The 22,820-nt window shown below is 69.2% G+C and carries 15 protein-coding genes; 2 read left to right on the forward strand and 13 right to left on the reverse strand.

From position 1 onward, the window contains the following. Positions 1–166: 166 nt before the first annotated feature. A complete protein-coding gene (locus ACQRWP_RS14750) occupies positions 167–1,237 on the forward strand; it encodes an FUSC family protein (RefSeq protein ID WP_430502796.1) in 1,071 nt (356 codons plus the stop codon). Between the two features lie 117 nt (positions 1,238–1,354). Here the strand turns inward: ACQRWP_RS14750 and ACQRWP_RS14755 are convergent, their stop codons facing one another. The 9 genes from ACQRWP_RS14755 to ACQRWP_RS14795 form a co-directional block, all read right to left on the reverse strand. Beyond that, a complete protein-coding gene (locus ACQRWP_RS14755) occupies positions 1,355–2,647 on the reverse strand; it encodes a phosphodiester glycosidase family protein (RefSeq protein WP_430502797.1) in 1,293 nt (430 codons plus the stop codon). A gap of 104 nt (positions 2,648–2,751) precedes the next feature. Continuing rightward, complete coding sequence (locus ACQRWP_RS14760; RefSeq protein WP_430502798.1) at positions 2,752–3,762, reverse strand: LacI family DNA-binding transcriptional regulator; 1,011 nt, start codon at positions 3,760–3,762, stop codon at positions 2,752–2,754. A gap of 112 nt (positions 3,763–3,874) precedes the next feature. After that, positions 3,875–5,602 (reverse strand): IlvD/Edd family dehydratase, encoded by a 1,728-nt coding sequence (locus tag ACQRWP_RS14765; protein WP_430502799.1) that lies wholly within the window; start codon positions 5,600–5,602, stop codon positions 3,875–3,877. 87 nt (positions 5,603–5,689) lie between these two features. Then, positions 5,690–6,574, reverse strand: a complete 885-nt coding sequence (locus ACQRWP_RS14770) for a carbohydrate ABC transporter permease (protein WP_112697319.1) — start codon at positions 6,572–6,574, stop codon at positions 5,690–5,692. Next, complete coding sequence (locus ACQRWP_RS14775) at positions 6,574–7,515, reverse strand: carbohydrate ABC transporter permease (RefSeq protein WP_430502800.1); 942 nt, start codon at positions 7,513–7,515, stop codon at positions 6,574–6,576. The genes ACQRWP_RS14770 and ACQRWP_RS14775 overlap by 1 nt, the downstream gene beginning before the upstream one ends. A gap of 76 nt (positions 7,516–7,591) precedes the next feature. Then, positions 7,592–8,932: an ABC transporter substrate-binding protein gene (locus ACQRWP_RS14780; RefSeq protein ID WP_430502801.1), complete on the reverse strand. Its 1,341-nt coding sequence runs from the start codon at positions 8,930–8,932 to the stop codon at positions 7,592–7,594. A 104-nt stretch (positions 8,933–9,036) separates the two neighbouring features. Then, positions 9,037–11,220, reverse strand: coding sequence for an alpha/beta hydrolase (locus tag ACQRWP_RS14785; protein ID WP_430502802.1), 2,184 nt, complete (start codon positions 11,218–11,220; stop codon positions 9,037–9,039). Positions 11,221–11,392: 172 nt separating this feature from the next. Continuing rightward, the gene (locus tag ACQRWP_RS14790) at positions 11,393–12,415 is read right to left on the reverse strand and encodes a LacI family DNA-binding transcriptional regulator (RefSeq protein WP_430502803.1); all 1,023 of its coding nucleotides are present in this window, start codon (positions 12,413–12,415) and stop codon (positions 11,393–11,395) included. Positions 12,416–12,704: 289 nt separating this feature from the next. Further along, positions 12,705–15,077 carry a glycoside hydrolase family 3 N-terminal domain-containing protein gene (locus ACQRWP_RS14795; protein ID WP_430502804.1) on the reverse strand — a complete coding sequence of 791 codons (2,373 nt, stop codon included), beginning with the start codon at positions 15,075–15,077 and terminating at the stop codon, positions 12,705–12,707. Between the two features lie 306 nt (positions 15,078–15,383). Here ACQRWP_RS14795 and ACQRWP_RS14800 point away from each other — a divergent pair, with 306 nt between their 5' ends. Further along, positions 15,384–16,907, forward strand: a complete 1,524-nt coding sequence (locus tag ACQRWP_RS14800) for an alpha-N-arabinofuranosidase (protein ID WP_430502805.1) — start codon at positions 15,384–15,386, stop codon at positions 16,905–16,907. Positions 16,908–17,017: 110 nt separating this feature from the next. On the opposite strand, the gene ACQRWP_RS14805 is transcribed toward ACQRWP_RS14800, so the two are convergent. From ACQRWP_RS14805 to ACQRWP_RS14820, 4 genes are all read right to left on the reverse strand, one after another. Continuing rightward, positions 17,018–18,565 carry an alpha/beta hydrolase-fold protein gene (locus ACQRWP_RS14805; RefSeq protein ID WP_430502806.1) on the reverse strand — a complete coding sequence of 516 codons (1,548 nt, stop codon included), beginning with the start codon at positions 18,563–18,565 and terminating at the stop codon, positions 17,018–17,020. 348 nt (positions 18,566–18,913) lie between these two features. Further along, the gene (locus ACQRWP_RS14810) at positions 18,914–20,431 is read right to left on the reverse strand and encodes an aldehyde dehydrogenase family protein (protein ID WP_430502807.1); all 1,518 of its coding nucleotides are present in this window, start codon (positions 20,429–20,431) and stop codon (positions 18,914–18,916) included. Next, the gene (locus ACQRWP_RS14815) at positions 20,428–21,636 is read right to left on the reverse strand and encodes a fumarylacetoacetate hydrolase family protein (RefSeq protein WP_430502808.1); all 1,209 of its coding nucleotides are present in this window, start codon (positions 21,634–21,636) and stop codon (positions 20,428–20,430) included. Before ACQRWP_RS14815 ends, ACQRWP_RS14810 begins: the two co-directional genes overlap by 4 nt. Beyond that, positions 21,633–22,814 carry a mandelate racemase/muconate lactonizing enzyme family protein gene (locus tag ACQRWP_RS14820; RefSeq protein ID WP_430502809.1) on the reverse strand — a complete coding sequence of 394 codons (1,182 nt, stop codon included), beginning with the start codon at positions 22,812–22,814 and terminating at the stop codon, positions 21,633–21,635. The genes ACQRWP_RS14815 and ACQRWP_RS14820 overlap by 4 nt, the downstream gene beginning before the upstream one ends. Positions 22,815–22,820 lie beyond the last annotated feature (6 nt).

Raw genomic sequence — 22,820 nt, forward strand, 5'->3', positions numbered from 1 at the left:
CTGGGGCACCTGCCTGCCTGACGCCGCCGCCGGTTTATGTCGGCCCGGCGGGGTAATTCTCGCCATGGCCTCTGACCCGGGGGACGCTTCCCGCCCCAACGCCGCTTCCGGGCTCGCCAGGGGCGTAGCGATGAAGGCTCGGCGTCGCGCTGGCGAGGCGGGACGGTTGAGGCTGCGGCTGTTCTCCGTCATCCTGCTCGTCGCCACTCAGTGCGGGCTCGCCGCGGCCCTCTCCTGGGGTGTGGCGCACCACGTCCTCGACCGCCCCTCGCCGATCTTCGCGCCCAGCGCGGCCGTCGGGACGATCGTCGCCGCCCTTGGACAGCGCGCTCGACGCACTGCCGAACTGATGGTCGGCGTGGGGGTCGGTCTGGCGGTCAGTGGTCTCCTGGTGCGTGTCATCGGCTTCGGACTGTGGCAGATCGGCCTCGTGGTTGCGCTGGCCATCACCGTCGCCCTGTTGGCGAGCGGGTACAGCGGAGCGCTGGTTGCCCAGGCCGGCGGCACCGCCGTGCTGATCGCCACGTTCGCCCAGGCCGAACGGGGCCTCCAGTGGGCGCGGATCGTCGACGCCGCCGTCGGGGGCGTCATCGCGCTGGTGGTGGTCGCGATCCTGCTACCCATCAATCCGATGCGCATCCTCGAGCGCGCCACCGCACCGGTCGTCGCGACCCTCTGCACGCAGCTGCGGGAGGTTGCCTGCGCACTGGCCGAGCGTGACCGGGGCCGGGCGGCGCGCGCACTGGATCAGCTGAGTGCCATGGATCCTGACCTGGATCGTATGCACGAGGCCCTCGGCGGTGCCGAGGAGGTCACGGTGATCGCGCCAGCGCGCTGGCAACGCCGTCACGATGTCGAGCACTACCAGGCCGGTATCCCGCACATCGATCGGGTGAGTCTCGAGGCCCGCGAGCTGGCCCGGTGGGCGGTCACCACGCTGGAGTACGACGAACCGGTGCCGAAGGAACTCCCGGCGGCCGTGGAGAAGTTCGCCGAGGCGGTGCGCCTGCTCAGGCGGGAGGCTCGGGCGGGTCAACCCTTCGACCAGACGCACGAGGCGGTGTTGGACGGCGCTCGACTGGCCGGCCGGGCGTATCGCAAGGGCAGAAAGCCGTTCTCCGACGCGATGGTGATCCAGCTTCGCACGATGGCCAGCGACCTGCTCCGCGCGACGGGCTCCGAGCCGGAGACTGCGAACCGGATCGTGCGCGAGGCCAGCACGGTCCAGGTCGGTTGAAATCCTCTACTCCCGCGCTGCTCCCCCTCGTCAGCCGACCGAAACCGGGTTGCGACCGGCCCAGTGTCCCGGGCCGGCCGCAACCTGTGTCGAGAAGGAATGGATCAAGGGCGACGGTCAGTGCCCGCCGTGGTACCGGCCTTCGACGTAGACGAGCGCGTCACCGACGGCCCGCTCGGCTCCGCTGGGGTGGTTGACCAGCGCGCCCTCGGCGGCCATGGCGGTAGAGCCGCCGCCGTCGAGGTTGACCGCGTCGGACATGCCGAGTGCCTGGGCGACGGCGGCAGTCTCGTCCAGGGTGGTGCCGACGCTGGTGGTCTGGCGGCCATCGATGGTGGCGAGCACGACCTTCCCATCCCGGGTGGTGCCGGCGATCGTGCGAGGGTTGCGGGCGAAGAAGCTGTCGGATCCGCCGTCGGGCACGACGATCTGACCGTTCGCCGTCAACGGGTACCGTCCGTTGACGCCGAACAGTCCGGACCGCAGTGGAAGCTTTCGGCCCCGCTGGTCGGCCAGGGCCGAGGTCAGGTCCAGGCATCCCCGACTCGCCACCGCGAGCAGAGCGCCGGCGTCCCGCCCGGTGGCCTGCAACGAGGTCTGGCCCGCGGCGAGGGTGGCGCCGCGGGTCGTCGCGGTCCGCACCACGCAGCCGAGCCGATTGAGGACGACTTCCACGCCGACGCCGCTCGGTGTGGCCGAGTCGAACTCCGAGGTGAACTGGACGACGTCACCCGGCTCGGTGCACGCGCTCTGGTCGGTCAGGGCGGTACAACCGGCAGGGACGACCGGTGGGTGGTTGATGAACTCCAGTGGCAGGACGGCGTGGGTCCGCCTGTTCCGTACGCTGCCCGACCAGGTCAGCTTTCCGGTGAGTGCGCGGTTGTTGTTGGCGTCGACGACGAAGTTGACTTCGCCGGGCTCGGTGGTGGGTTCACTGAGCAGCTTCCCGCCGTACAGACCCAGGCCCACCGGGTCGCCGGGGTAGAGCGGGCTGGCGGTGAAGGTGAAGAAGGAGGCATTGACGCCCGCCAGGGCACCGGAGTCGCGAACGAGATCGGTGGTCTTTTCGACCTGGCCGAGGTTCGGGCCGTACGTCGCCTTCAGGTGCCCGCGTGCCCGACGCGGGTCGATGGTGAGCACGTTCACCACCCACGGGCCGCGACTGGTGGTGTTGATCTGGTCGGCCGGGGTGGGCTCGGTTCCGCGCACGATGTGGGTCAGGGTCACGCCGTCGGCCAGGGCTCGGCTGGTGGTGACCTCCGTCAGGTCGGCGTCGCCGATCGGCAGGATGTCACTGGCGGCGTCGGCGCGGGCACCCGGCGCGACACCAAGCGCCACCGCGGCCAGCGTGGCGGCAGCGAGGGCACCGGCGCGGCGTAATCCGGACAGGCCAGGAGTGGGAACAGTCATGCCCCGAGCCTCGCGAGGCAAGAGAAGCACGCATCGGACAGAACCTGACAGCTAGTCGAATTTCGGTGAAAGGACTTATAGGCCCCCCACCGGCGGGTGCGGGATCAGCCGGCGCCCGGGGAGGCGTTGGTGGCCGACGCCGGCGGCGCCGTGCTCTGCCGCACCACGAGCTTGGGGATGACCAGCGGCAGACGCTGCGGCACCGTGTCGTCGATGGCCTGGGTGACGGCCGTGATGGCCCGTCGACCGACCGCGTCGAAATCCTGCTGGATCGTCGTCAACGGCGGGATGAGGAAGGGCGCCTCGGGGACATCGTCGAACCCGACGACGGAGACCTCGTGTGGCACCCGCCGCCCACGCTCATGCAGCGCGCGCAGCACGCCGATGGCCATCTGATCGTTGGCGGCGAACACCGCGGTGGTTCCGCGCATCGCACCGATCCGCAGCCCGGCGGCGTAGCCGCTGTGCGCTCTCCAGTCACCCTCGACCGGCTCCGGCGGGCGTAGGCCCGCGGCACTCATCGCCTGACGCCAACCTTCGAGGCGGGCGCGGGCCTCCGCCCAGTTGAGCGGGCCACTCACGTGCACGATCTCTCGATGTCCGAGGTCGAGGAGGTGGTCGGTGGCCATCCGGGCGCCGAGCACCTGGTCGACGCCGACGGTCACGCTGGCCCGGGACAGGTCGCCCTCCACGACGACGAAGGGGACACTCGAGCGCGTCATCCGCACCACCTCGAGGGCCTCGTCGTTGCCGGCGATCATCACGACGCCCTCCACGCCGACGCGCATGAGGTGTTCGGTGGCGTCGCTGAGCGCCCGTACCGTCACCTCGGAAAGGCTCACCGAGGTGGCGAAGTAGCCGGCGGCGCGGGCGGCGTCCTCGACGCTGCGATGGATGCTCGTCGGACCGAACAGCGTCCTGGCGGTGCCGATGATGCCGATCATCCCGGACCGTCCGCGCACCAGCGCGCGGGCGGCCGTGTTGGGGCGGTAGTCGAGTCGTCGGATGGCCTCGAGGACTCGCTCCCGCGTCTCGCGTCTGATGCTGGGCGCCCCGTTGATGACCCGGGACACCGTCTGGTGTGACACGCCCGCCAGGCGAGCGACGTCGGCCATGACCGGTGGCCGGTCGGCCGCTGTCACAGCGGCCTTTGCGTGAACTCGCACTGGCGGGCCGTCCGTTCTTCCATGGAATCAGTTCCTCGTGGGCCTCGTCCGTTCGTGGCCGTCAGTGTGAGTGACGGGGCACCGCGCTGCCGCTGCCACCGACGAGGAAGTCGAGGTCCGCGCCGCTGTCCGCCTGTAGGACGTGCTCGCTGTAGAGCCGTACCCAACCCCGGTCGGCCACCGGTTGCGGAGGTTGCCAGGTGGTGCGGCGTTGGGCCAGTTCCGCATCGTCGACCAGGAGTTCCAGCCGGCGCGTCGAGACGTCGACGGAGACCAGGTCGCCGGTGCGTACCAGCGCGAGAGGGCCACCCACGGACGCCTCCGGTGCCACGTGCAGGATGCAGGTGCCGTAGCCGGTGCCGCTCATCCGAGCGTCGGAGATCCGCACCATGTCCGTGATGCCGTCGGCGAGCAACCGTCGTGGCATGGGCACGTTGCCCACCTCCGGGAAGCCGGGGTAGCCCCGTGGTCCGGCGTTGCGGACGACGATCACCGTGTCGGGGGTGACGTCGAGGTCCGGGTCGTCGGCGGCGACGACGTACTCCTCGATCCGGTCGAAGACGAGCGCCGGGCCGGTGTGCGTGAGGAGGTGGGCGGAGGCGGCAGAGACCTTCAACACCGCCCCGGACGGCGCGAGCGAGCCGCGCAGCACCACGGTGCCCGAGCCGGCGGGCTGGAACGGCTCCTCCATGGTGCCGATGACGTCCCGGTTCCAGCACTGGGCGCCGTCGACGTTCTCCGCCACACTCCTGCCGCTGACGGTGATGTGATCCATGTGCAGCAGCGGGGCGAGTTCCTTCATCACCACCGGAAGACCGCCCGCGTAGGCGAAGTCCTCCATCAGGTACGTCCCGGACGGCATGAGGTTGACGAGCATGGGCACGTCGGCGGTGAGGGTGTCGAAGTCCTCCAGCGACAGGGGGACGCCGAGACGTCCGGCGATCGCGAGCAGGTGTACGACGGCGTTGGTGGAGCCGCCGATGGCGGCGTTGACCCGGACGGCGTTCTCGAACGCCTGCCTGGTGAGCACCGAGGACAACCGTTGGTCCTGTTCGACCATGGCGACGATCCGGCGTCCGGCGGCGTGCGCGAGCGCGTACCGCCGGGAGTCGACCGCCGGCACGGCGGCCGCCCCCGGCAGCTGCACGCCCAGCGCCTCGGTCACACAGGCCATCGTGGACGCGGTACCCATGGTCATGCAGTGACCGCGGCTGCGGGACATGCCGACCTCCGCCTCGGAGCAGTCGGCCGCGGTCATCCGGCCGGCCCGCATCTCCTCGGTGAAGCGCCAGACGACGGTGCCCGAGCCGATGTCCTGGCCGCGGAACTTGCCGTTGAGCATCGGGCCGCCGGTCAGCATCAGGGTCGGCAGGTCGACGCTCGCCGCTCCCATCAGCAGGCCGGGGGTGGTCTTGTCGCAGCCGGAGAGCAGCACCACCCCGTCGAGCGGGTTGGCGCGGACCGACTCCTCCAGTTCCATCGCCAGCAGGTTCCGGTAGAGCATGGTCGTGGGTCGCATCAGCGGCTCGCCCAGGCTCATCGCCGGGAACTCCAGGGGCAGGCCCCCGCTCTCCCACACGCCCCGCTTCACCGACTCGGCCAGGTCGCGCAGGTGGGCGTTGCAGGGTGTCAGCTCCGACCAGGTGGTGGCGATGCCGATCACCGGGCGACCGTCGAAGACGTCGTCCGCGAACCCCTGGTTGCGCATCCAGGACCGATGGATGAACCCGTTGCGGCCTTCCGCACCGAACCACTCCCCGCTGCGCAGCGGTCGATTCGTCGTCGACATCAGCACACCTCTCTGTCATCCGTCCGGCCGCGTCCTGTGCGGCGATCAATACGCGTGTGGTGGACTGGCTGGTGGCGTCGGCGCGACCTACCGCAGACCTCCGACCGAGAGGCCGCCGCGCCAGTGTCGTTGCAGGCTGAAGAACGCGATGATCAGTGGGATCACGGACACCAGGGAACCCAGGATGATGAGGCTCCACAGCGAGGTGGTTCCCGCGTTGTTCGCGGACGCGATTCCCTGCCAGAGGCCGAGGCCGACGGTGACCGGGAAGAGCCGGTTGTCGGAGAGCATGGCCAGCGGCAGGAAGTAGTTGTTCCAGGACGCCACGGCCGACAGGAGCAGCACGGTGACCACCGCGGGACGCATCAGCGGAAGAGCGATCTGAAGAAACGTCCGCACCTCTCCCGCGCCGTCGACCCGCGCCGCGTCGAGTAGTTCGTCGGGCACCGCGTCGCGCGCGTACACGTGCATCAGGTAGACGCCGAACGGGTTGAGCAGCGACGGGAGGATCACCGCCCAGACCGTGTTGGTCAGGCCGAGCCGGGAGAACATGATGAAGGTCGGGATGACCAGTGCGGTGGCGGGCACCATCAGCGCGCCGAGCACTACGGCGAAGCTGAAGCGTCGGGCGGCGAACCGGTACTTGGCGAAACCGTAGCCGGCCATCACCGCCAGGACCGTGGCGCCGACTCCGCCGGCGATGGCGTACAGCGTGGAGTTGAGCATCCATCGCAGGTAGATGCCACCGTCGTAGGTGAAGAGCTGCCGGAGGTTCCCGAGATAGTCGATCTGGTCGGTGAACCAGAGGGTGTTGCCGCCGCCGAACAGGCCCGGCGCGTCCTTGGAGCTGTTGACGATGACCCACCAGAACGGTACGAGGAAGTAGATCACCAGGAAGCCGAGGAGGATCTGAAGAGGGAGGTAGCGCTGCGGTCGGCGGGCGCCGGCGCGGACGCTGGTGTGGTCGGTCATCAGAGGAAGCTCCTCCGCTTGCGGGTGAAGAACAGGAAGGCGTACACGCAGATGAACACGATCCCGCCGAGGGCGAAGGAGATCGCGGACCCGTAGTTGAAGTTGGCGAGCGAGAACGCCTGTTGGTACGCGTACATGTTCGGGGTGAAGTCCGAGCCGATCGTGCCCGCGGCGAGGTATCGCAGGATCTGCGGTTCGTTGAAGAACTGCAGGGTGCCGATGAGCGAGAAGACCAGGATGAGGATCAGGGCGGGCGCGATCAGCGGGATCTTGATCCGCGTCGCGATCTGCCACCGCCCGGCGCCGTCCATCCGGGCCGCCTCGTAGAGCGTCGGGTCGACGCCCTGCAACGCCGCGTACAGGATGATCATGTAGTAGCCGGCCCACTGCCAGGTCACGACGTTGAGCAGCCCGTAGAAGATCAGGTCGCTGCTCAGGAAGTCGGGTGCGGTGGCGCCGAACAGCCCGAAGATGTCGGTGAGCGGGCCGAAGCCCCTGCTGTAGAGGAACCCCCACATCACGGCCCCGATGACGGTGGGGATCGCGTACGGAAGAAAGATCATGAGGCGGGAGAAGCGAGCGAACAGGGTGGTCACCGAGTCCAGGATCAGGGCCAACGCGAGCGCGATGATGATCTGCAGCGGGATCGAGACCAGCGAGAAGCGGATGACGAACCACGCCCCGGACAGGAAGCTCGGGTCGGTGAACGCCTTCACGTAGTTGTCGAAGAGAACGAAGCTGGTGCCGCCGATCAGCTTCTTCTGGAAGAGGCTGAGGTACAGCGCGTACGCCAGCGGTGCGATGAGGAACGCCAGGAACACGATCCCGAACGGCCCGACGAAGAGCCACCCCATCAGGTGTTCGCGGAGGTGCACCTTGCCACGGATCTTGCGCGTCTCGGGCTGAGGACGCGGTGCGCGCTTCTCGGTCAGGAGTGTCATCTTGGTCTCCGGGACGTGGACGCTGAGGGGGGCGGGTGGGCCGGCCGGCCAGTGTCGGCGCGGCCCACCCATCCGGTCACTGAACGGTGAAGCCTTGTTCCTTGGCGTACTTCGCCACGTCCTCCTGGAGCCGGTCGGCAGCCTGCGAACCGGTGACGGAGCCCTTGATGATCTCGCTGACCTGTTTCGTCATGGCGTCGAGGTAGTACTGACCGAAGGGGGCGTACGCGACGCCCTTGTAGGCCTCGGCGGCGGGAAGGTAGACCTCCTTGTTCGCCTGCTGGCCGTTGAAGAACGCCACCTTCAGGTCGACGAACGCGGGGTCCTTGAGCGCCGTGAGGTTCAGCGGGAAGATGATCTGGTTGGTCCAGCCGTCGGTGAGCGACTCCTTGTCGGCGTAGAGCCCGTAGGCGACCTTCGCGGCCAGCTCCGGCTTCTTCGCCTGCTTGGTCACCGAGAAGGCCGACCCACCCCAGTTGACCTGCACCGGGTTGGCCGGATCCCACTGCGGCAGCGGCGCCACCGCGAACTTGCCGGTGTCCTGCCCCTTACCGACGCCGGCACCGGTGAGGTAGCCGGGCGCCCAGGCCGCCGAGATGTACGTCGCGTAGTTGCCGTTGATCACGCCGGAGATGTACTCCGGGGTGAACTGGTCCTGCGTACCGACCAGGCCCTTCTTGGCGAGGCCGCCCCAGTAGTCCAGCACGTCCTTGGACGCCTGGTCGTTGAGCTTCACGCCGATCGCCTTCGGCTGCGCCGGGTCGTAGGTGAAGGGCGCGGCACCCTTCTGGATCTGCAGCGCCATGGTGAGCGCCGGAACGTTCGCGCCGAGGTCCCCGAAGAGCGGGCCGCCGGCGTCCTTGACCTTCTGGGCGGCCTGCTCGTACTCGGCCCAGGTCTTCGGCGGCGTGATCTTGTACTTGTCGAAGATGTCCTTGCGGTAGATCATCGCCGCCGGTCCGCCGTCGACCGGGACGCCGTAGACCTTGTCGCCGACCGACACGTCCTTCCAGGCACCCTCGCCGTAGTTGGCCTTGACCGCGTCGTAGCCGTACTGCTTGATGTCGACGAGCGCGCCCTGGATCTGGAAGGTCGGGATCCGGTCCGCCTCGACCATGATCACGTCAGGCGCGCCGGTGCCCGCCGAGATGGCGGTCTGGAACTTGTCGTACTCGTCGCTGCCCTGGCCGACGTTGGTCCAGCAGACCTGCACCTCGTTGTTCTGCTTGTTGAAGTTGTCGACGACGAGCTGGGTGTTGGGGTACCAGCCCCACATCGTCACGACCGGCAGGTCCTTCTTGGTGATGGTGTTCGTGCAATTGCTCGCGTCGCTGCCGCCCTCGTCGGAGGAGCAGGCGACGAGGCCGGTCCCCGCCGCGAGCATGGCTACCGTGGCGAGTATTCGTCTTCTCTTCATTGAGATGGTTCCCTTCGGCGATGGCGGTGTACTGCATCCATGCGCTGGCGGGCGCCACCGGGGGCAGGAAACCCTGCTCCCGGTGGCGTCGCCGGCGAAGGCTCCTAGCGCTTGAACAGACGGGGCGCCAGGTCGATGAGGTTCTTCTGCCACACGTCCCAGCCGTGCGGCCCGGGGGTGACCCCGTCGAACTCGTAGCGGATACCGAGGTTGATCAACGTGGTCAGCGATGCCATGAAGCTCGGGTACACGAAGTCGGTCTGGTCACCGACGTAGAGGCGCAGCATCTTGGTGCCGTTGTTGATCGCCTCCACGTCGACGCCGGTGCCGCTGCCGAACCCGGCCGAGAACGCGGCGACGTAGGCGAACTCGCCCGGGTAGGCCCGCAGCACCCCGAACGCCTGTCCGCCGCCCATCGACAGGCCGGCGAGAGCCTGCTGCGACGGATCGCTGGAGATGTTGTAGCGGGCACGGGCCGTCGGAACGATGTTCTCCCGCAACTCGCTGTTGAAGTTCGACGAGTTGCCGTTGCCCATCACGACGACCATCGGGGTGAGAACGCCGTCCAGGAACTGATGGTCCAGGATCTGCTTGGCGCGGCCCATCTCGACCCAGTCCGTGTAGTTCTGACCGCCGCCGTGCTGGAGGTAGAGGACTGGGTACGGCTGCGTCCGGTTCGGGTCGTACCCGGGTGGGGTCCACACCAGCGCGGTCCGGTCCTGGCCGGCCACCGTGCTGGAATAGGTCATGCTCTCGACCTTCCCGCCACGACCGGCGGGTACGTCCGACAGCAGTCGGGCACCCGGCCCGGGGATGAAGAAGGTGCTCCACATCGGCTCGGTGGTGACCTTCGTCGGGTTGGAGGCGTCCTTGACCGCGACCCGGTCCACGATCAGCCGGTAGTAGTAGAACCAGGGCTTCAGCGGGCCCACGGTCGCCCGCCAGCGGTCACCGTCGCGGGTCAGTGGCAGGCGCAGCCAGCTGCCGCCCGGCGCGACGTTCGCCCAGACCGTGACGTGCTGAGCGTCAGTGAAGTCCGTGGTCGTCTCGAAGGTGACGAACCCGTCCTCGGTGACGAAGGGCGTCGGGGTGGTGCCGGCCGGCGGCGGGGTGAACTCCCCCTTCAGCGGCTTGTGACCGGGGCTCGGCCCGTGGTCCCGCACGTGACCGAACAGTCGCGGCAGGAAGTCGACGAGGTTCTCCTGCCAGGTGGTCCAGGTCGCGCCGCCGTCCGGGTTGACCCCGTCGAACTCGAACCGCACGTCGGCTCGGTCCAACGCCTTCGTCAGCCGGTAGGTGGTGTTGTACGCGGGATCGGTGACGTTGCCCGTGTACAGACGCAGCAGCTTGACACCGCGGTTGATCGCCCTGGCGTCCTTGCGGTCGATCGCCGGAGCCGACGTGCCCGAGAACGAGCCGACGTAACCGAACTGACCCGGCTTGGTGAGTGCGGCCCGCAGCGCGTCCGTTGCGCCGTCGGACACGCCCGCGATCGCCTGGTGCTCCGGGTCGCGAAGGACCCGGTACTTGTCGGTGACCGCCTTCCGGAGGTCCTTCAACCCCTTGTCGTCCGAGCCGTCGACATCGTTGATCACCACCACCATCGGCCGGATGGTGCCCGCGGCCGAGAGGTTGTCGAGGATCTGCTTGGACCGACCGAGGTCGAGCCAGTCGGTGGCGGCCACGCCGTCACCTGACTGCAGGAAGAGCGCCGGGTAACCCTTCGGACCCTTGGCCGCGTAGCCCGGTGGTGTCCAGACCAGGGCCGAGCGCTGCGCGTTCCTGGTGCGATAGGTAAGCGTCTCGATCTTTCCGCCGGTGCCCGATGGCGCGTCGACCAGCCACCGTGCCGAGTCACCGGCGACGAGGAAGGTGCTCAGGAGCGGCTTGGACGCGACACTTGTGCTGTTCGTCGGGTCCTTGATGGTCAAGGTGTCGTCGGCGGTGAGCTGGTAGTTGTAGATCCCGGGCTCCAGCGCGCCGAGAACACCCGACCACACGTCACCCCGACGGGTCAGACCGAACTCGGCCCAGCTGGCCGACGGACCGAAGTTTCCCTCGACGACGACCTGCGAGACGGTGCCCAGGTTCTCCTGGACGTACGCCGCCGGGACGGCGAACGTGGCGTAGCGGTCCGCGGAGACGTCCAACCACGGCGTGTCCGCCGCAGCCGGTTGCGGCGCGATGAGCACCGCCGCGGTGGCGATGACCCCGGCGGTGAACGCCGCCGAGAGCCGTCGGCGTACGCCCAGACGGCGTAAGCGCCCATGATACTGTTCGGTAGTCACACTCCACTCCTTTCAAGGTGCCGGCAGCGGATGCGACCCGACTGACCGGCTCAACTCAACGGTGGATCTGGCCGTGTGTGCTGCGTGCACCTCCTTCAGGCTGCTGCCACGGGCACACCTGACCTGATCGCTCTGTCGGGAGCGATCAGGCTCATGCATCCATGGGCCGATGTCATGGTCGTGCCGCGCTCTTCGGTGGTGCGGTCGAGTCGCGCACGACGAGGCTGGTCGGAAGCACGATCTGGCTCGGCTCGTCCCACTCGCCGGTCACCAGTGACTTCAGCATCCGCGCGGCTTCGTACCCGAGCTGATACATCGACTGGTCCACAGTGGTCAGACCCGGTTGGGTCAACGCCGACTCGGGAATGTTGTCGAACCCCACGACGGACAGGTCCCCCGGCACCGAGAACCCCAGCTCCCTGGCGACCTCCAGAACCTTGAGTGCCATCCCGTCGCTCGCCGCGAAGATCGCCGATGGCGGGTCCGGCCGTTGCAGCAGGACGCGTGCCAGCGGAGTTGCCGACTCGGGGTTGAAGTCTCCCCGGCCGATCAGCGTCGGGTCGACCGGAACCCCGGCGGCGCTCAGCGCGGCCCGGTATCCCTCTTCCCGCGACCAGGCCGAGGCCAGGCTGTCGCGGCCGGCAATGAACCCGATGCGCCGATGGCCCAGGCCGAGCAGGTGCTCGACCGCGGTGGTGGCGCCCGCGAGGTTGTCGGAGATCACCGAGGGCGCCGTCGAGCCACGCACCGGGTCGATGGCCACGACCGGCGTCCGGCTCCGGACCTCGCCCCAGGGCGTGACGACGATGCACCCGTCGGTGAGGGTGCCCGACAGGCGGGTCAGGTGCCGCTGCTCCCAGCCCTCCGAATACGACCCGTAGAGGTCGCTGTTGGCGTAGATGATCAGATCGAAGCCCGAGCGGCTCAGCGCCTTCATCACGCCCTTGAGCACCTCTGCCGTGTACGACTGGAAGCTATGCGCCACGAGGCCCAGCACGTTGGTGCGGCTGCGCCGAAGGCTGGTGGCCACCAGACTCGACTCGTAGCCGAGCTGCTCGATGGCGGAGCGCACCTGAGCGACAGTGCGAGCGCTGACGCCGTAATGCCCGTTGACAACGCGCGAGACGGTGGCGGTGGAAACGCCAGCAGCTCGGGCGACATCACTCATCGTTACCGGCGCATTGACTTCAATCATGCCGCTCTCTCTGGACTGCAATCGTTATCGGTTACGTTTCCAGGATGTTGCCAACGTAACTGAGAACGATTACGAACACAAGACCTCTTCGTCCTTACCCGACTGCTAAGAAGAGCGTCCTAACTGGACGCTCGCAAGGGCGCGGTTGACCCTCGGATGCCGTTGCGGATAACGCAATCGGCGGCCTCTGGCGGCGATCGAAGTGGGGCCCGATTTCTCTGCCGGTGCTACCCGTTGACAACAGAACGGCACGCTCCGTCAAGAACCATTCCTCGACCCGGGTGAACGCTCACAGCTGCCAAACTTCGGCGGTCCCGGTAAAGACCTTCGACGTCGGCCGGTCCGAGTCCGCACTGATGACAAAGGTGCCGGCATGGGTATGGTCGGCAGCCGAGAAGCCGACGTACACCTCGATCTGCCCGGCCTCCACCGCGTAGGCCATGCTCCGGTCGTAGAAACCGAGCTGGCCGGTGGGGAGCGCGAACCGCACCGCCACCCGTTGGCCGGCGGCGGCCTCGACGCGGGCGAAGGCCTTCAACTCCAGCACCGGCCGGGTGATCGTGGCCTGCGGATCGCGGATGTAGAGCTGTACGACCTGCTCCCCCGCCCGGTGTCCGGTGTTGGTGATCGTGACCTCGACACCGACGCTGTCCCCGGCGCGGACCTCGGCGCTTGCCACCGTGGCGTCGTCGATCACGAACGGGGTGTACCCGAGGCCGTGGCCGAAGACGTATCGCGGGGCGACCGGCGAATCCACGTAGTCGCCGTGCCAGTGTGACCGTCCGCCGGACACCTTGTGGCCGTAGAAGACGGGGATCTGACCCACGCCACGGGGGTACGAGATCGGCAGCTTTCCGCTCGGGTTGACCTCACCGAGGAGCACCTCGGCGATCGCCTGCGCCCCGGTCTCCCCCGGCAACCAGGCCATCAGCACCGCGGCGCACTCCTCGTGCAGGAAGTCGCTGCCCACCGGTCGGCCGGCGACGAGCACCGCCACGACGGGCGTGCCGGTGGCGACGACGGCACGGACCAGCTCTTCCTGCACGCCCGGCAGATCCAGACTGGATCGGTCCCGCGACTCGCCCGTGGTAGCCCCGGGCGTCAGCCCCGAGCGGTCCCCCAGGACCAGCACCGCGACGTCGGCCGCCGAGGCGGCCGCGACCGCCTCGGCGAACCCCTCGGTCGACGGGTCGAGCACGTCGCAGCCCGGGGCGAAGCGCAGCCGGTCGCCCAGCCGTGCCGCGAGTTCGTCCCGCACCGTTGGCACACCGTCGGTGCTCTCGTCGATCTCCAGATCGTCCGGGATCGTCATCATCTCGCCGAGCAGGCCGCGCCGCTTGCGCGCCTCGACCAACGCCTCGATGTGGGCCGCGAACGAGTAGTCACCGAGCAGGTGTCGGGCATTGTCGGCGTTCGGGCCGATGAGAGCGACAGTTCCGGCGCCTCCGAGCAGCGGCAGCACGCCGTCGTTCTTGAGCAGGACGAGACTGCGGCGGGCGATCTCCAGCGCCACGCCCCGGTGCCGCTCGGCGTTCGCCGACGTCGCGACCGTGTCCTCGTCGACGTACGGGTTCTCGAAGAGCCCGAGCTGGACCTTGTGCCGAAGGACCCGTGCGACCGCCTCGTCGAGCTGGGCCTCGCTGACCTCGCCCGCGTCCAGAGCGCGGGTGAGGGCATCCGCGTACGCGTCCGTCGCCGGTAGCTCGACGTCCACGCCCGCGCCGAGGCCCACCGTCGCGGCCTGCTGCTTGTCCTGCGCGAAGTGGTGGTACGAGTGGAGGTCGTTGACGGCGAAGTAGTCGGAGACCACGCTGCCCGTGAAGCCCCACTGCCCACGCAGGACGTCGGCGAGGAGTTCCCGGTTGGCATGGCACGGGACGCCGTCGAGCTCGTGGTAGCCGGCCATCACCGACTGGAGCCCGCCCTCGCGGACCGCCGCCTCGAACGGATACAGGTACACCTCACGCAGCAGACGCGGCGGCAGCTGGGCCGGCGCCCAGTTCAGCCCGCCCTCGGAAGCCCCGTAGCCGACGAAGTGCTTGGCGGTGGCGAGGACGCCGTCGGTCAGGTCGGCGCCCTGGAGGCCCCGGACGAACGCCACCCCCATCCGGGACACCAGGTACGGGTCCTCGCCGTAGGTCTCCTCCGTCCGGCCCCACCGTGGGTCGCGCACCACGTCCAGCACCGGCGAGAGCCCCTGGTGGCTGCCCATGGCGCGCATCTGTGCGCGAACGGCGTCCGCCAGCTGCCGGTTGAGCTCCGGCGCCCAGGTGCTCGCGACGCCGATCGCCTGCGGGAAGATGGTCGCCTCGCGGGCCATCACGCCCGAGCAGACCTCCTCGTGCACGATCGCCGGGATCCCCAGCCGGGTCTCGGTGACCAGGAAGCGCTGGATCGCGTTGGCGGCCCGCGCCACCTGCGCCGCCTTCAGGCTGGTCGCGCCCGCGACGCGGGTCACGTGCCCCAGTCCGTGTCGAAGGATCGGCCGGGCCCGCTCCGCCGCGAACCGCCCGCCGTCCAGCAGGGTGAACGCCCACGTGCTGCCCAGTTGCGCGAGCTTCTCCTCGCGGGTCATCCGGGCCAACAGATCCGACACCCGTTCGTCGACGGGCGCGGTCGCATCGGCGTAGGTCGCCTCGATCTCCGGCTCGACAGTGGTCACCCGGTCACCCCAATCACCGCGACAAGCTGGTCTTTCGGCCTCGTCGGTCACGACGCCACCGGCGCCTGGCCGCGCGCTGGGGCCCTGCCGGCCGGACATTGATCCAGGTGCCGTGTTCCCTTACGTAAACGTAATCGGTAACGTTTACATAGATCGAGAACGTAATCGAAGACGATCACGTTGTCCAGAGCTCACACTGCCTCCACCACCCCTCGGTCCCGGCGCTCGGGCAGAGACGTCCGCGTCGGACCTGCACGAAGGGAGCCAGCCCTGAACACCCACCCCGACAGCGCGCCGGAGCACGGCGTGAACACGGCCCGCCTGACAGTGGACCCCCGCCGACGCGTCGCACCGGTGCCACGCCGGCTCTTCGGCTCGTTCGTCGAGCACCTGGGCCGCTGCGTCTACACCGGAATCTACGAGCCGGGGCACCCGACGGCCGACGCTGACGGCTTCCGGGGCGACGTCCTCGCGCTGGTGCGCGAGCTGGGCGTCACCACCGTGCGCTATCCCGGCGGCAACTTCGTCTCCTCCTACCGCTGGGAGGACGGCGTTGGCCCGGTCGACAAACGACCGGCGAGGCTCGATCTCGCCTGGCACAGCCTGGAGACCAACGCGTTCGGGCTGGACGAGTTCATGCGCTGGGTCGGCAAGGCCGGCGTGGACCCGATCATGGCGGTCAACCTCGGCACCCGTGGCACCGCCGAGGCCGTCGACCTGCTCGAGTACGCCAATCACCGCGGTGGGAGTCACCTCGCCGACCAGCGCCGCGACAACGGCGCGGTCGATCCGTACGGGATCAAGCTGTGGTGCCTGGGCAACGAGATGGACGGCCCGTGGCAGGTGGGTCAGCGCAGCGCGACCGAGTACGGGCGGCTCGCGGCGCAGACCGCGAAGGCCATGCGCCGCTTCGATCCCGATCTCGAACTGGTCGCCTGCGGCTCCTCACACCTCGGTATGCCGACCTTCGGCAGCTGGGAACGTGACGTGCTGACCGAGGCGTACGACGACGTGGACCTGATCTCGCTACACGCCTACTATCAGCCGGTCGACGACGATCTGGCCAGCTTCCTCGCCTCGGCCGAGGACATGGACAGGTACATCGACGCTGTCACCGCCATCGCCGACTCGGTCGGAGCGATCCGTCGGTCGACCAAGAAGATCATGATCGCGTTCGACGAGTGGAACGTCTGGTACCAGTCCGCCGCCCCGTCCACGCCCCCGAGCGGCGAGGACTGGCCGGTCGCGCCGCCCCTGCTGGAGGATCACTACAGCGTGGCCGACGCGGTCGTCGTCGGCGGCCTGCTCATCAGCCTGCTCCGGCACAGCGACCGGGTGAGCGCGGCCTGCCAGGCCCAACTGGTCAACGTCATCGCACCGATCATGACCGAGACGGGCGGTTCGGCCTGGCGCCAGACCATCTTCCACCCCTTCGCCCGCACCGCCCGGCACGCCCAGGGCACCGTGTTGGACGTGCTGCGCGAGGGCAGCACGACGACCACCGACCGCTACGGTGAGATCGACGCGGTCGACGCTGTCTCCACCTGGGACGACAACACCGGGGAGATGGCCGTCTTCCTCGTCAACCGCGCCCTCGACACCCCAGCCGAGGTGACCATCGACGTCGCCGGCGCCCAGGTTGGCGACATCATCGAGTGCGTCACCGTCGGCGGCACCGACCTGCACGCCAAGAACACGGCCGACGGTCCGGACCACGCCACGCCGCGCCCCAACGACACGGCGCGCGGCGCCGACGCCAGCGTCCAGCTGACTCTTCCGCCCGCGTCCTGGACGATGCTGCGCCTGTGCGCCACCGACACGACCCCGTGACCGGCTGACGAACGGGTCCCGGACATGCCCCGGCCGCGCACACCCTGGCTTCACCAGGGGTGCGCGGCCGGGACTTCCCCACCACAGGGAGTACGGGGTCGAGCCCGTTGTTACCGGGCGTCGACCGGATCGCTCTGGGAGTCGTTGAAGAGCTTGTCGCCCTGGTAGCGGGCGACCACCGGCGCGTTCAGCTCACCATTGACGGTCCTCTTCAGCCGGGCGACGCCGTGGTGCACCGGGGCCGACCCGAGGTGCGTGTCACCGGCGTAGAAGTCGACAGTGCCGGAGGGTGCCGACGTGCTGGTGCTGACCGTGCCGACCGTCGCGGTGGCGGTGACCTTCGTGTGGTGCGACAGGCCCGCCGGTGACGTGGTGACGTCGAGATCGGTGGTGGTGGCCCGGAACGTCAGGGTGCGCAGGTAGTGGTTCAGCAGCGGACGCCACACGTGCCAGGTGTGCACGCCCGGCACGTTGTACTCGTCCAGCTCGACGCCGGCGGCCCGCAGGGCGGCGGCGTTGCGCTGCGAGTTCTCGGCGATGTTGCCCAGCCGGTCCTGGAGCCCGGTACCGATCATGATGCCGCCGGCCACCGCCTTCATGCTGTCGACCTGGGCCGGGTTGGCTGCCGGGCCGCCCGCGCTCCAGGCCGCGTGGTAGCCGAACAGGTCGGTGTGGTTGTACATGATGGTGTACGCCCGGCTGCCACCGGCGGAGAAGCCGGCGAACGCGCGGTCCTGAGCCCGCGTCGAGACGTGGTAGTTCTGCTCGACGAACGGGAAGATGTTGTTCCGTAGTTCGTTGACGTAGCCCTCGTTGCCACCGGGGAGGCCGTTGAAGTCGGTGGACACGATCACCATGGGCTGCGCCGCGCGGTCCTTGATCGCGTTCTCCAGGATGAGGTGGGCCACGCCCTGCATCGTCCAGGCGGTCGAGTGGTCGCCGCTGCCGTGGCTGAGGTAGAGGGTCGGGTACGGCGTGGCCCGGTTGGGGTCGTAGCCGTGCGGCAGGTAGACGACGACGTCGTGGACTCCCACCGGGTTGGTCGACAGCGGCGAGGTGTACCGCCGGGACTCCAGCCGGCCGACCTTGGCGACCGGCGCCTGGTAGCCGGTGTCGTACGTCGGGAACTTCCTACTGGCCGGGACGTAGATCGTGCTGCGTACCGCGCCGGGCGCACCCGGATACTGCGGCTGGATCTGCCACCGGTTGGCGGGGTCGTCGTGCAGGGCGCAGCCGGTGGCGAGCTCGTTGGCGCAGTCGTGGGTGAACGCGTAGCGGAAGGTGCCGGCGGGCAGCGGGGTGGTGAAGGTCCAGACCCCGTCGGCGCCCTTCTGCATGGCCTGGATGTGCCAGGGGGTGGCCGCGACGTCGCCGGGTTGCCACTCGGCGGGCGGCCGCGCGTCGCCACAGTCCTGGCATCCGATGGTCTCCGGTCGGGAGTAGAACCAGTCGCCGTAGACGTGGACCTGCTGGACGTCCTCGGGTGCCCGGTACCGGAAGGTGACGGTGTGCCCGGTCGGAGGCTTGTCGGTGCGGGTGACGGTCGGACCCAGCGGCGCGGGCGGCGCGGCCGAGGCCGCCGGGGCGGCGACCGTTCCGGCCGTCACGGTGATGGCGGCGAGCAGCGCGAGCATCAGCCGGCGTGTCGGTGCCGGCATCAGGGGACGGGGAGGTGCGACGGGCATGTTCCTGCTCCCTCTTCGGCGTGTGGTCAGACCGCACCGAGCGGCCGACGACCATTCGATGGTGAGGTGAAGGGATACCAGTAACGAGCGATGCAGCTATGCGAGCGCTAACATCGTTCCCTGTCGAAAACACAACCATGAATCGCATTGGCGGTCAAGGCGAAAATCGGAGCATAGAATCGCGTCGAAACAATTTGGGCGCGCTTCAGCGGCGCCAGAACAACTGGCGCGCGAATTCCCTGTCGGGTCAATGTCGTCAGGAATTCGCGCGCCAGTCACAGATGACCCGGAAACGCACCCGGGAGAGACCGGCGGACGCGGTTATTCCACCGCTGGCTGCAACCTCCCGTCGACTCGCCGGGAAATGGCGGTGTACTCGTCGCGCAACTCCTCCGGGAGGACCCAGGCCGGAGCGTCCTGCCACGCCAGCGGGCGGAGGAACCGTCGGATCGACGTGGCGCCCACCGATGTGTGCACGGCGTTGGTCGACGGCCACGGTCCACCGTGGTGCTGGGCCCACGACACCCGGACACCGGTGGGGTAACCGTCGAAGACGATGCGCCCCGCGCGGGCGGCGAGGACGTCGACCAGTCGGCGTACCACGTCGGCGTCGTCGCCCGGTCCGCGGTGAAGCGAGCCGGTCAGCGACGGCGGGACGGTGGCCAGCGCGGCGTCGAGGTCGGCGGCGTCGTCGTACCGGACCACGATCAGAAGCGGGCCGAAGCACTCGTCGGCGATGTCGGCGGTCAGGCCGGGGAGGCCGACCTCCAGGAGGGTCGGTGCCACTGTGAAGCCCGCGCCCGGATCGACAGTGGGCCGCGCCGAGACCCGAGCGCCGGCCCGCTCGAACTCCGTGGCCCGGTTCTCGTACGCGTCCCGGATGCGCTCGTTGAGCAGCACGGTGCCACCCGACGCGTCGACTCTGGCCCGCAACGCGTCGACCAGGCGATCACCCTCCGGATCGGTCGGAATGAACGCCAGGCCGGGCTTGGTGCACAGCTGACCGCCCGAGTTCGTGAAGGAGCCGAACAGCCCCTCGGCGATCTGGTCTCCCCGGGCGGCAGCCGCGTCGGGCAGGACGACGATCGGGTTCACGCTGCTCAGTTCGGCGTACAGGGGAATGGGGTCGGGTCGTTCGTCGATGGCCGCCTGGATGGCACGGGCGGCGTTGACCGAGCCGGTCAGGGCGGCCGCGCGGATCGCCGGGTGACGTACCAGCAAACGGCCGGCCTGCTCCCCGTACACCGTCGCGACGACACCCTCGGGCCCGCCGAGGTCGCGGACGGCCGACTCGATCGCGGCGGCGGAGGCGTGCGAGGTCAGCGGGTGGGACGGGTGGGCCTTCAGGATCGTCGGGCACCCGGCGGCGAGCGCGGCGGCCGTGTCACCGCCGGCGACCGAGAAGGCGAACGGGAAGTTGCTGGCCCCGAAGACGGCGACCGGCCCGAGGGGTACCAGCATCCGCCGCAGGTCCGGGCCACGACCGAGTGGTGTGTCGGCGGCGTGGTCGATGGTGGCCTCGACGTACGCCCCGTCGCGCAGCACCTCGCCGAACATCCGGAACTGAAGCGCCGCCCGGGTGAGTTCCTGGTCGAGTCGCGCGTGGCTCAGCCCGGTCTCCGCCTCGGCGGCAGCGACCAGATCCACTCGACGGGACTCCAGCGACGCGGCGATAGCGTCCAGCAACTCCGCGCGGCCGCGCCTCCCGCGCTCGGCCAGCCACTGCGCCGCCGGGGACGTCTGACCGGCGATCACCTCCAGCCGAGACTCGTCGGTCTCGGTGAGATCCGTCGCGCGACGCTGACCGTCGCGCGGATCGACCGTGATGACCACGTTCACAGCAGTCCTCTCCTTACCAGATTGCCCATGAGATCGCGGACGCCGAAGTGCCAGGGCTCGCACTCCTCCGCGTGCCGCACCCGGTTGACCAGGGTGCCGAGCGCCGGGCAGCTGATCCGTACCACGTCGTCGACCTTGTGGGTGAAGCCCTCACCGGGGCGGTCCCGGTCCTGAATGGGCGCGAACATGGTGCCGAGCATCAGGGCGGCGCCGTCGGGATAGTGGTGGTGCGGCCCGATCAGCTGCCGGACCAGTTCCTCGGGGTCACGCGACATCTGGGTCATCTCCGAGACCGCCTCCAGGTGGAAGCCGTCCTCGCCGCGAACCTCCAGGCGCACCTCGAGTTCGCGTACCCGATCCATGCCGAACCGGTCGTCGAAGAGCCGGATCAGGGGGCCGAGGGCGCAGGAGGCGTTGTTGTCCTTCGCCAGGGGAAGCAGGAGCGCCGAGCGGCCCTCGATGTCGCGCAGGTTCACGTCGTTGCCGAGGGTGGCGCCGACGATCCGGCCACTGGACTGGACGATGAGCGTGACCTCGGGTTCCGGGTTGTTCCAGGTCGACGCGGCGAGCACGCCGACCGGAACGGCGGTGCCGACGGCGGAGAGGATCTGCCCCTTGGTGAAGATCTCGGCGTCCGGGCCGATCCCCACCTCCAGGTACTGACTCCACATGCCCTCGGCGACCAGCAGGCTCTTGAGCCGATCCGCCTCCGGCGAGCCCGCCTCCAGGCTGTGCAGGTCGACACCGACGTCGGCGAGCATGCGGTGCCGGATGTCCGCCGCCAGCGCCAGGTCCCCCCGCGCCCGTTCCTCGATCACCCGCTCGATCATGGAGATCGGGAAGGTCACGCCCGCGGCCTTGAGCGCCTGGAGGTCGACCGGGGCGAGCAACCAGGGCCGGTCAGGGTCTCGGGGCGCGGCCCCCGTGTTGGCCAGTATCTCCCCGAAGTCGCCCACCCTCGGCCCGTCGAGCCCGGCCACCGTCGCGGCGGGATCGGGCAGCTCGCAGATGTCGCGGACGGTCGGGAACCGGTGGCTGATGTCGATGACCTCGCCGTCGCGGACGGTCACCGGCGAGGGGCCGTCGCCGGACGGGTCCCAGATCCGGCCGATGAGGACGCCGTCGGCATCGTCCGGCAACGCCTCGGCTGCGGTGCCTACCCAGTCCGCGCCCGCGGCCGACCCCCGGGGCCGTGGCAGCGTCATGAGTCGCTCTCCAGGTTGAAGAAGGACCGCTCGTCGCGGGGACGGATGTCGAAGACGGCGTCCTGGAACATCCGCAGCGGGTGCGGTGTGAACGGATGCTGCTCGATCGCGGTGAGTTCCACCTCGATGCCCAGGCCGATCCCGGTCGGGATGAGGATGTCGCCGTCGTCGGTCAGCACCAGCCGCTCGTTGGTGATCTCGGGACGCCAGGGCACGTCGGTCGCCATGATCTCCAGGTACCGGAAGTTGGGCAACGTCGCCCCGAGTTGCAGCGTCGCGGCCGTGCTCAGTGGGCCACTCGGGTTGTGCGGCGCGAAGCCCACGTAGCTGGTCGCGGCGAGCGTGGAGATGAAGGCCAACTCGGCGATCCCGCCAGCGTGCGTCACGTCGGGCTGGACGAAGTCGACCGCCTGGCGGGCCAGCGCCGGCGCGAAGCCCTGCCGCCCGTACCACCGCTCCCCCGCGGCGATCGGCACCGGCGACGCGCGACGGATGTCGACGAGCGCATCGAGGTTGTCCGGTGGGCAGGGCTCCTCGAACCACACCGGGTCGAACTGGGCGATCTCGTTGGCGACCTTGATGGCGTGGCGGACGTCGAAGCGGCCGTGCCCCTCGACGAACAGCTCCACCTCGCGGCCCACCGCCTGACGGACGGCGTCGATCTGGGCGAGCACCCGGTCCAACTGGGCGGTGGTGATGGTGAGGTCGTAGTTCTCGAACGGGTCCCACTTGAGGCCCCGGAAGCCCGACTCCACCGTCCGGCGCGCGGCGGCCGCGTAGTCCTCCGGCGTGACGGCGCCGGAGAACCAACCATTCGCGTACGCGCGGACCCGGTCGCGGGTCGCACCGCCGAGAAGCCGGGAGACCGGTACGCCGAGCTCGCGCGCCGAGATGTCCCACAGGGCCATCTCCAGCGAGCTCAACGCCGTCATGATGACCGGCCCGCCGCGCCAGTACCAGTCCCGCGCCGTCTCGTAGAGGATCTTCGAGATGCTGGTGGGATCCAGGCCCACCACCGCCTCGGCCAGCTCGGCGATGGCGCCCTGGACGGCACGTTCCTTGCCCTCCAGGGTGGCCTCGCCGAGCCCGATGATCCCCTCGTCGGTGTGGACGCGCACGATGACGAGGTTCGTACGGTAGAAGTCGACGACCAGTGTGTCGACAGAGACGATCTTCATTTTTCG

The sequence above is a fragment of the Micromonospora trifolii genome (genome assembly GCF_050516465.1).
Classification (GTDB): domain Bacteria; phylum Actinomycetota; class Actinomycetes; order Mycobacteriales; family Micromonosporaceae; genus Micromonospora; species Micromonospora trifolii.

What these genes read in the sequence shown, in the direction of transcription:
- ACQRWP_RS14815 (WP_430502808.1), bottom strand. Translation starts at nt 21,636, where the DNA reads ATGACGCTGCCACGGCCCCGGGGGTCGGCCGCGGGCGCGGACTGGGTA.
- ACQRWP_RS14755 (WP_430502797.1), bottom strand. Translation starts at nt 2,647, where the DNA reads ATGACTGTTCCCACTCCTGGCCTGTCCGGATTACGCCGCGCCGGTGCC.
- ACQRWP_RS14805 (WP_430502806.1), bottom strand. Translation starts at nt 18,565, where the DNA reads ATGCCGGCACCGACACGCCGGCTGATGCTCGCGCTGCTCGCCGCCATC.
- ACQRWP_RS14780 (WP_430502801.1), bottom strand. Translation starts at nt 8,932, where the DNA reads ATGAAGAGAAGACGAATACTCGCCACGGTAGCCATGCTCGCGGCGGGG.
- ACQRWP_RS14760 (WP_430502798.1), bottom strand. Translation starts at nt 3,762, where the DNA reads ATGGCCGACGTCGCTCGCCTGGCGGGCGTGTCACACCAGACGGTGTCC.
- ACQRWP_RS14820 (WP_430502809.1), bottom strand. Translation starts at nt 22,814, where the DNA reads ATGAAGATCGTCTCTGTCGACACACTGGTCGTCGACTTCTACCGTACG.
- ACQRWP_RS14770 (WP_112697319.1), bottom strand. Translation starts at nt 6,574, where the DNA reads ATGACCGACCACACCAGCGTCCGCGCCGGCGCCCGCCGACCGCAGCGC.
- ACQRWP_RS14775 (WP_430502800.1), bottom strand. Translation starts at nt 7,515, where the DNA reads ATGACACTCCTGACCGAGAAGCGCGCACCGCGTCCTCAGCCCGAGACG.
- ACQRWP_RS14790 (WP_430502803.1), bottom strand. Translation starts at nt 12,415, where the DNA reads ATGATTGAAGTCAATGCGCCGGTAACGATGAGTGATGTCGCCCGAGCT.
- ACQRWP_RS14765 (WP_430502799.1), bottom strand. Translation starts at nt 5,602, where the DNA reads ATGTCGACGACGAATCGACCGCTGCGCAGCGGGGAGTGGTTCGGTGCG.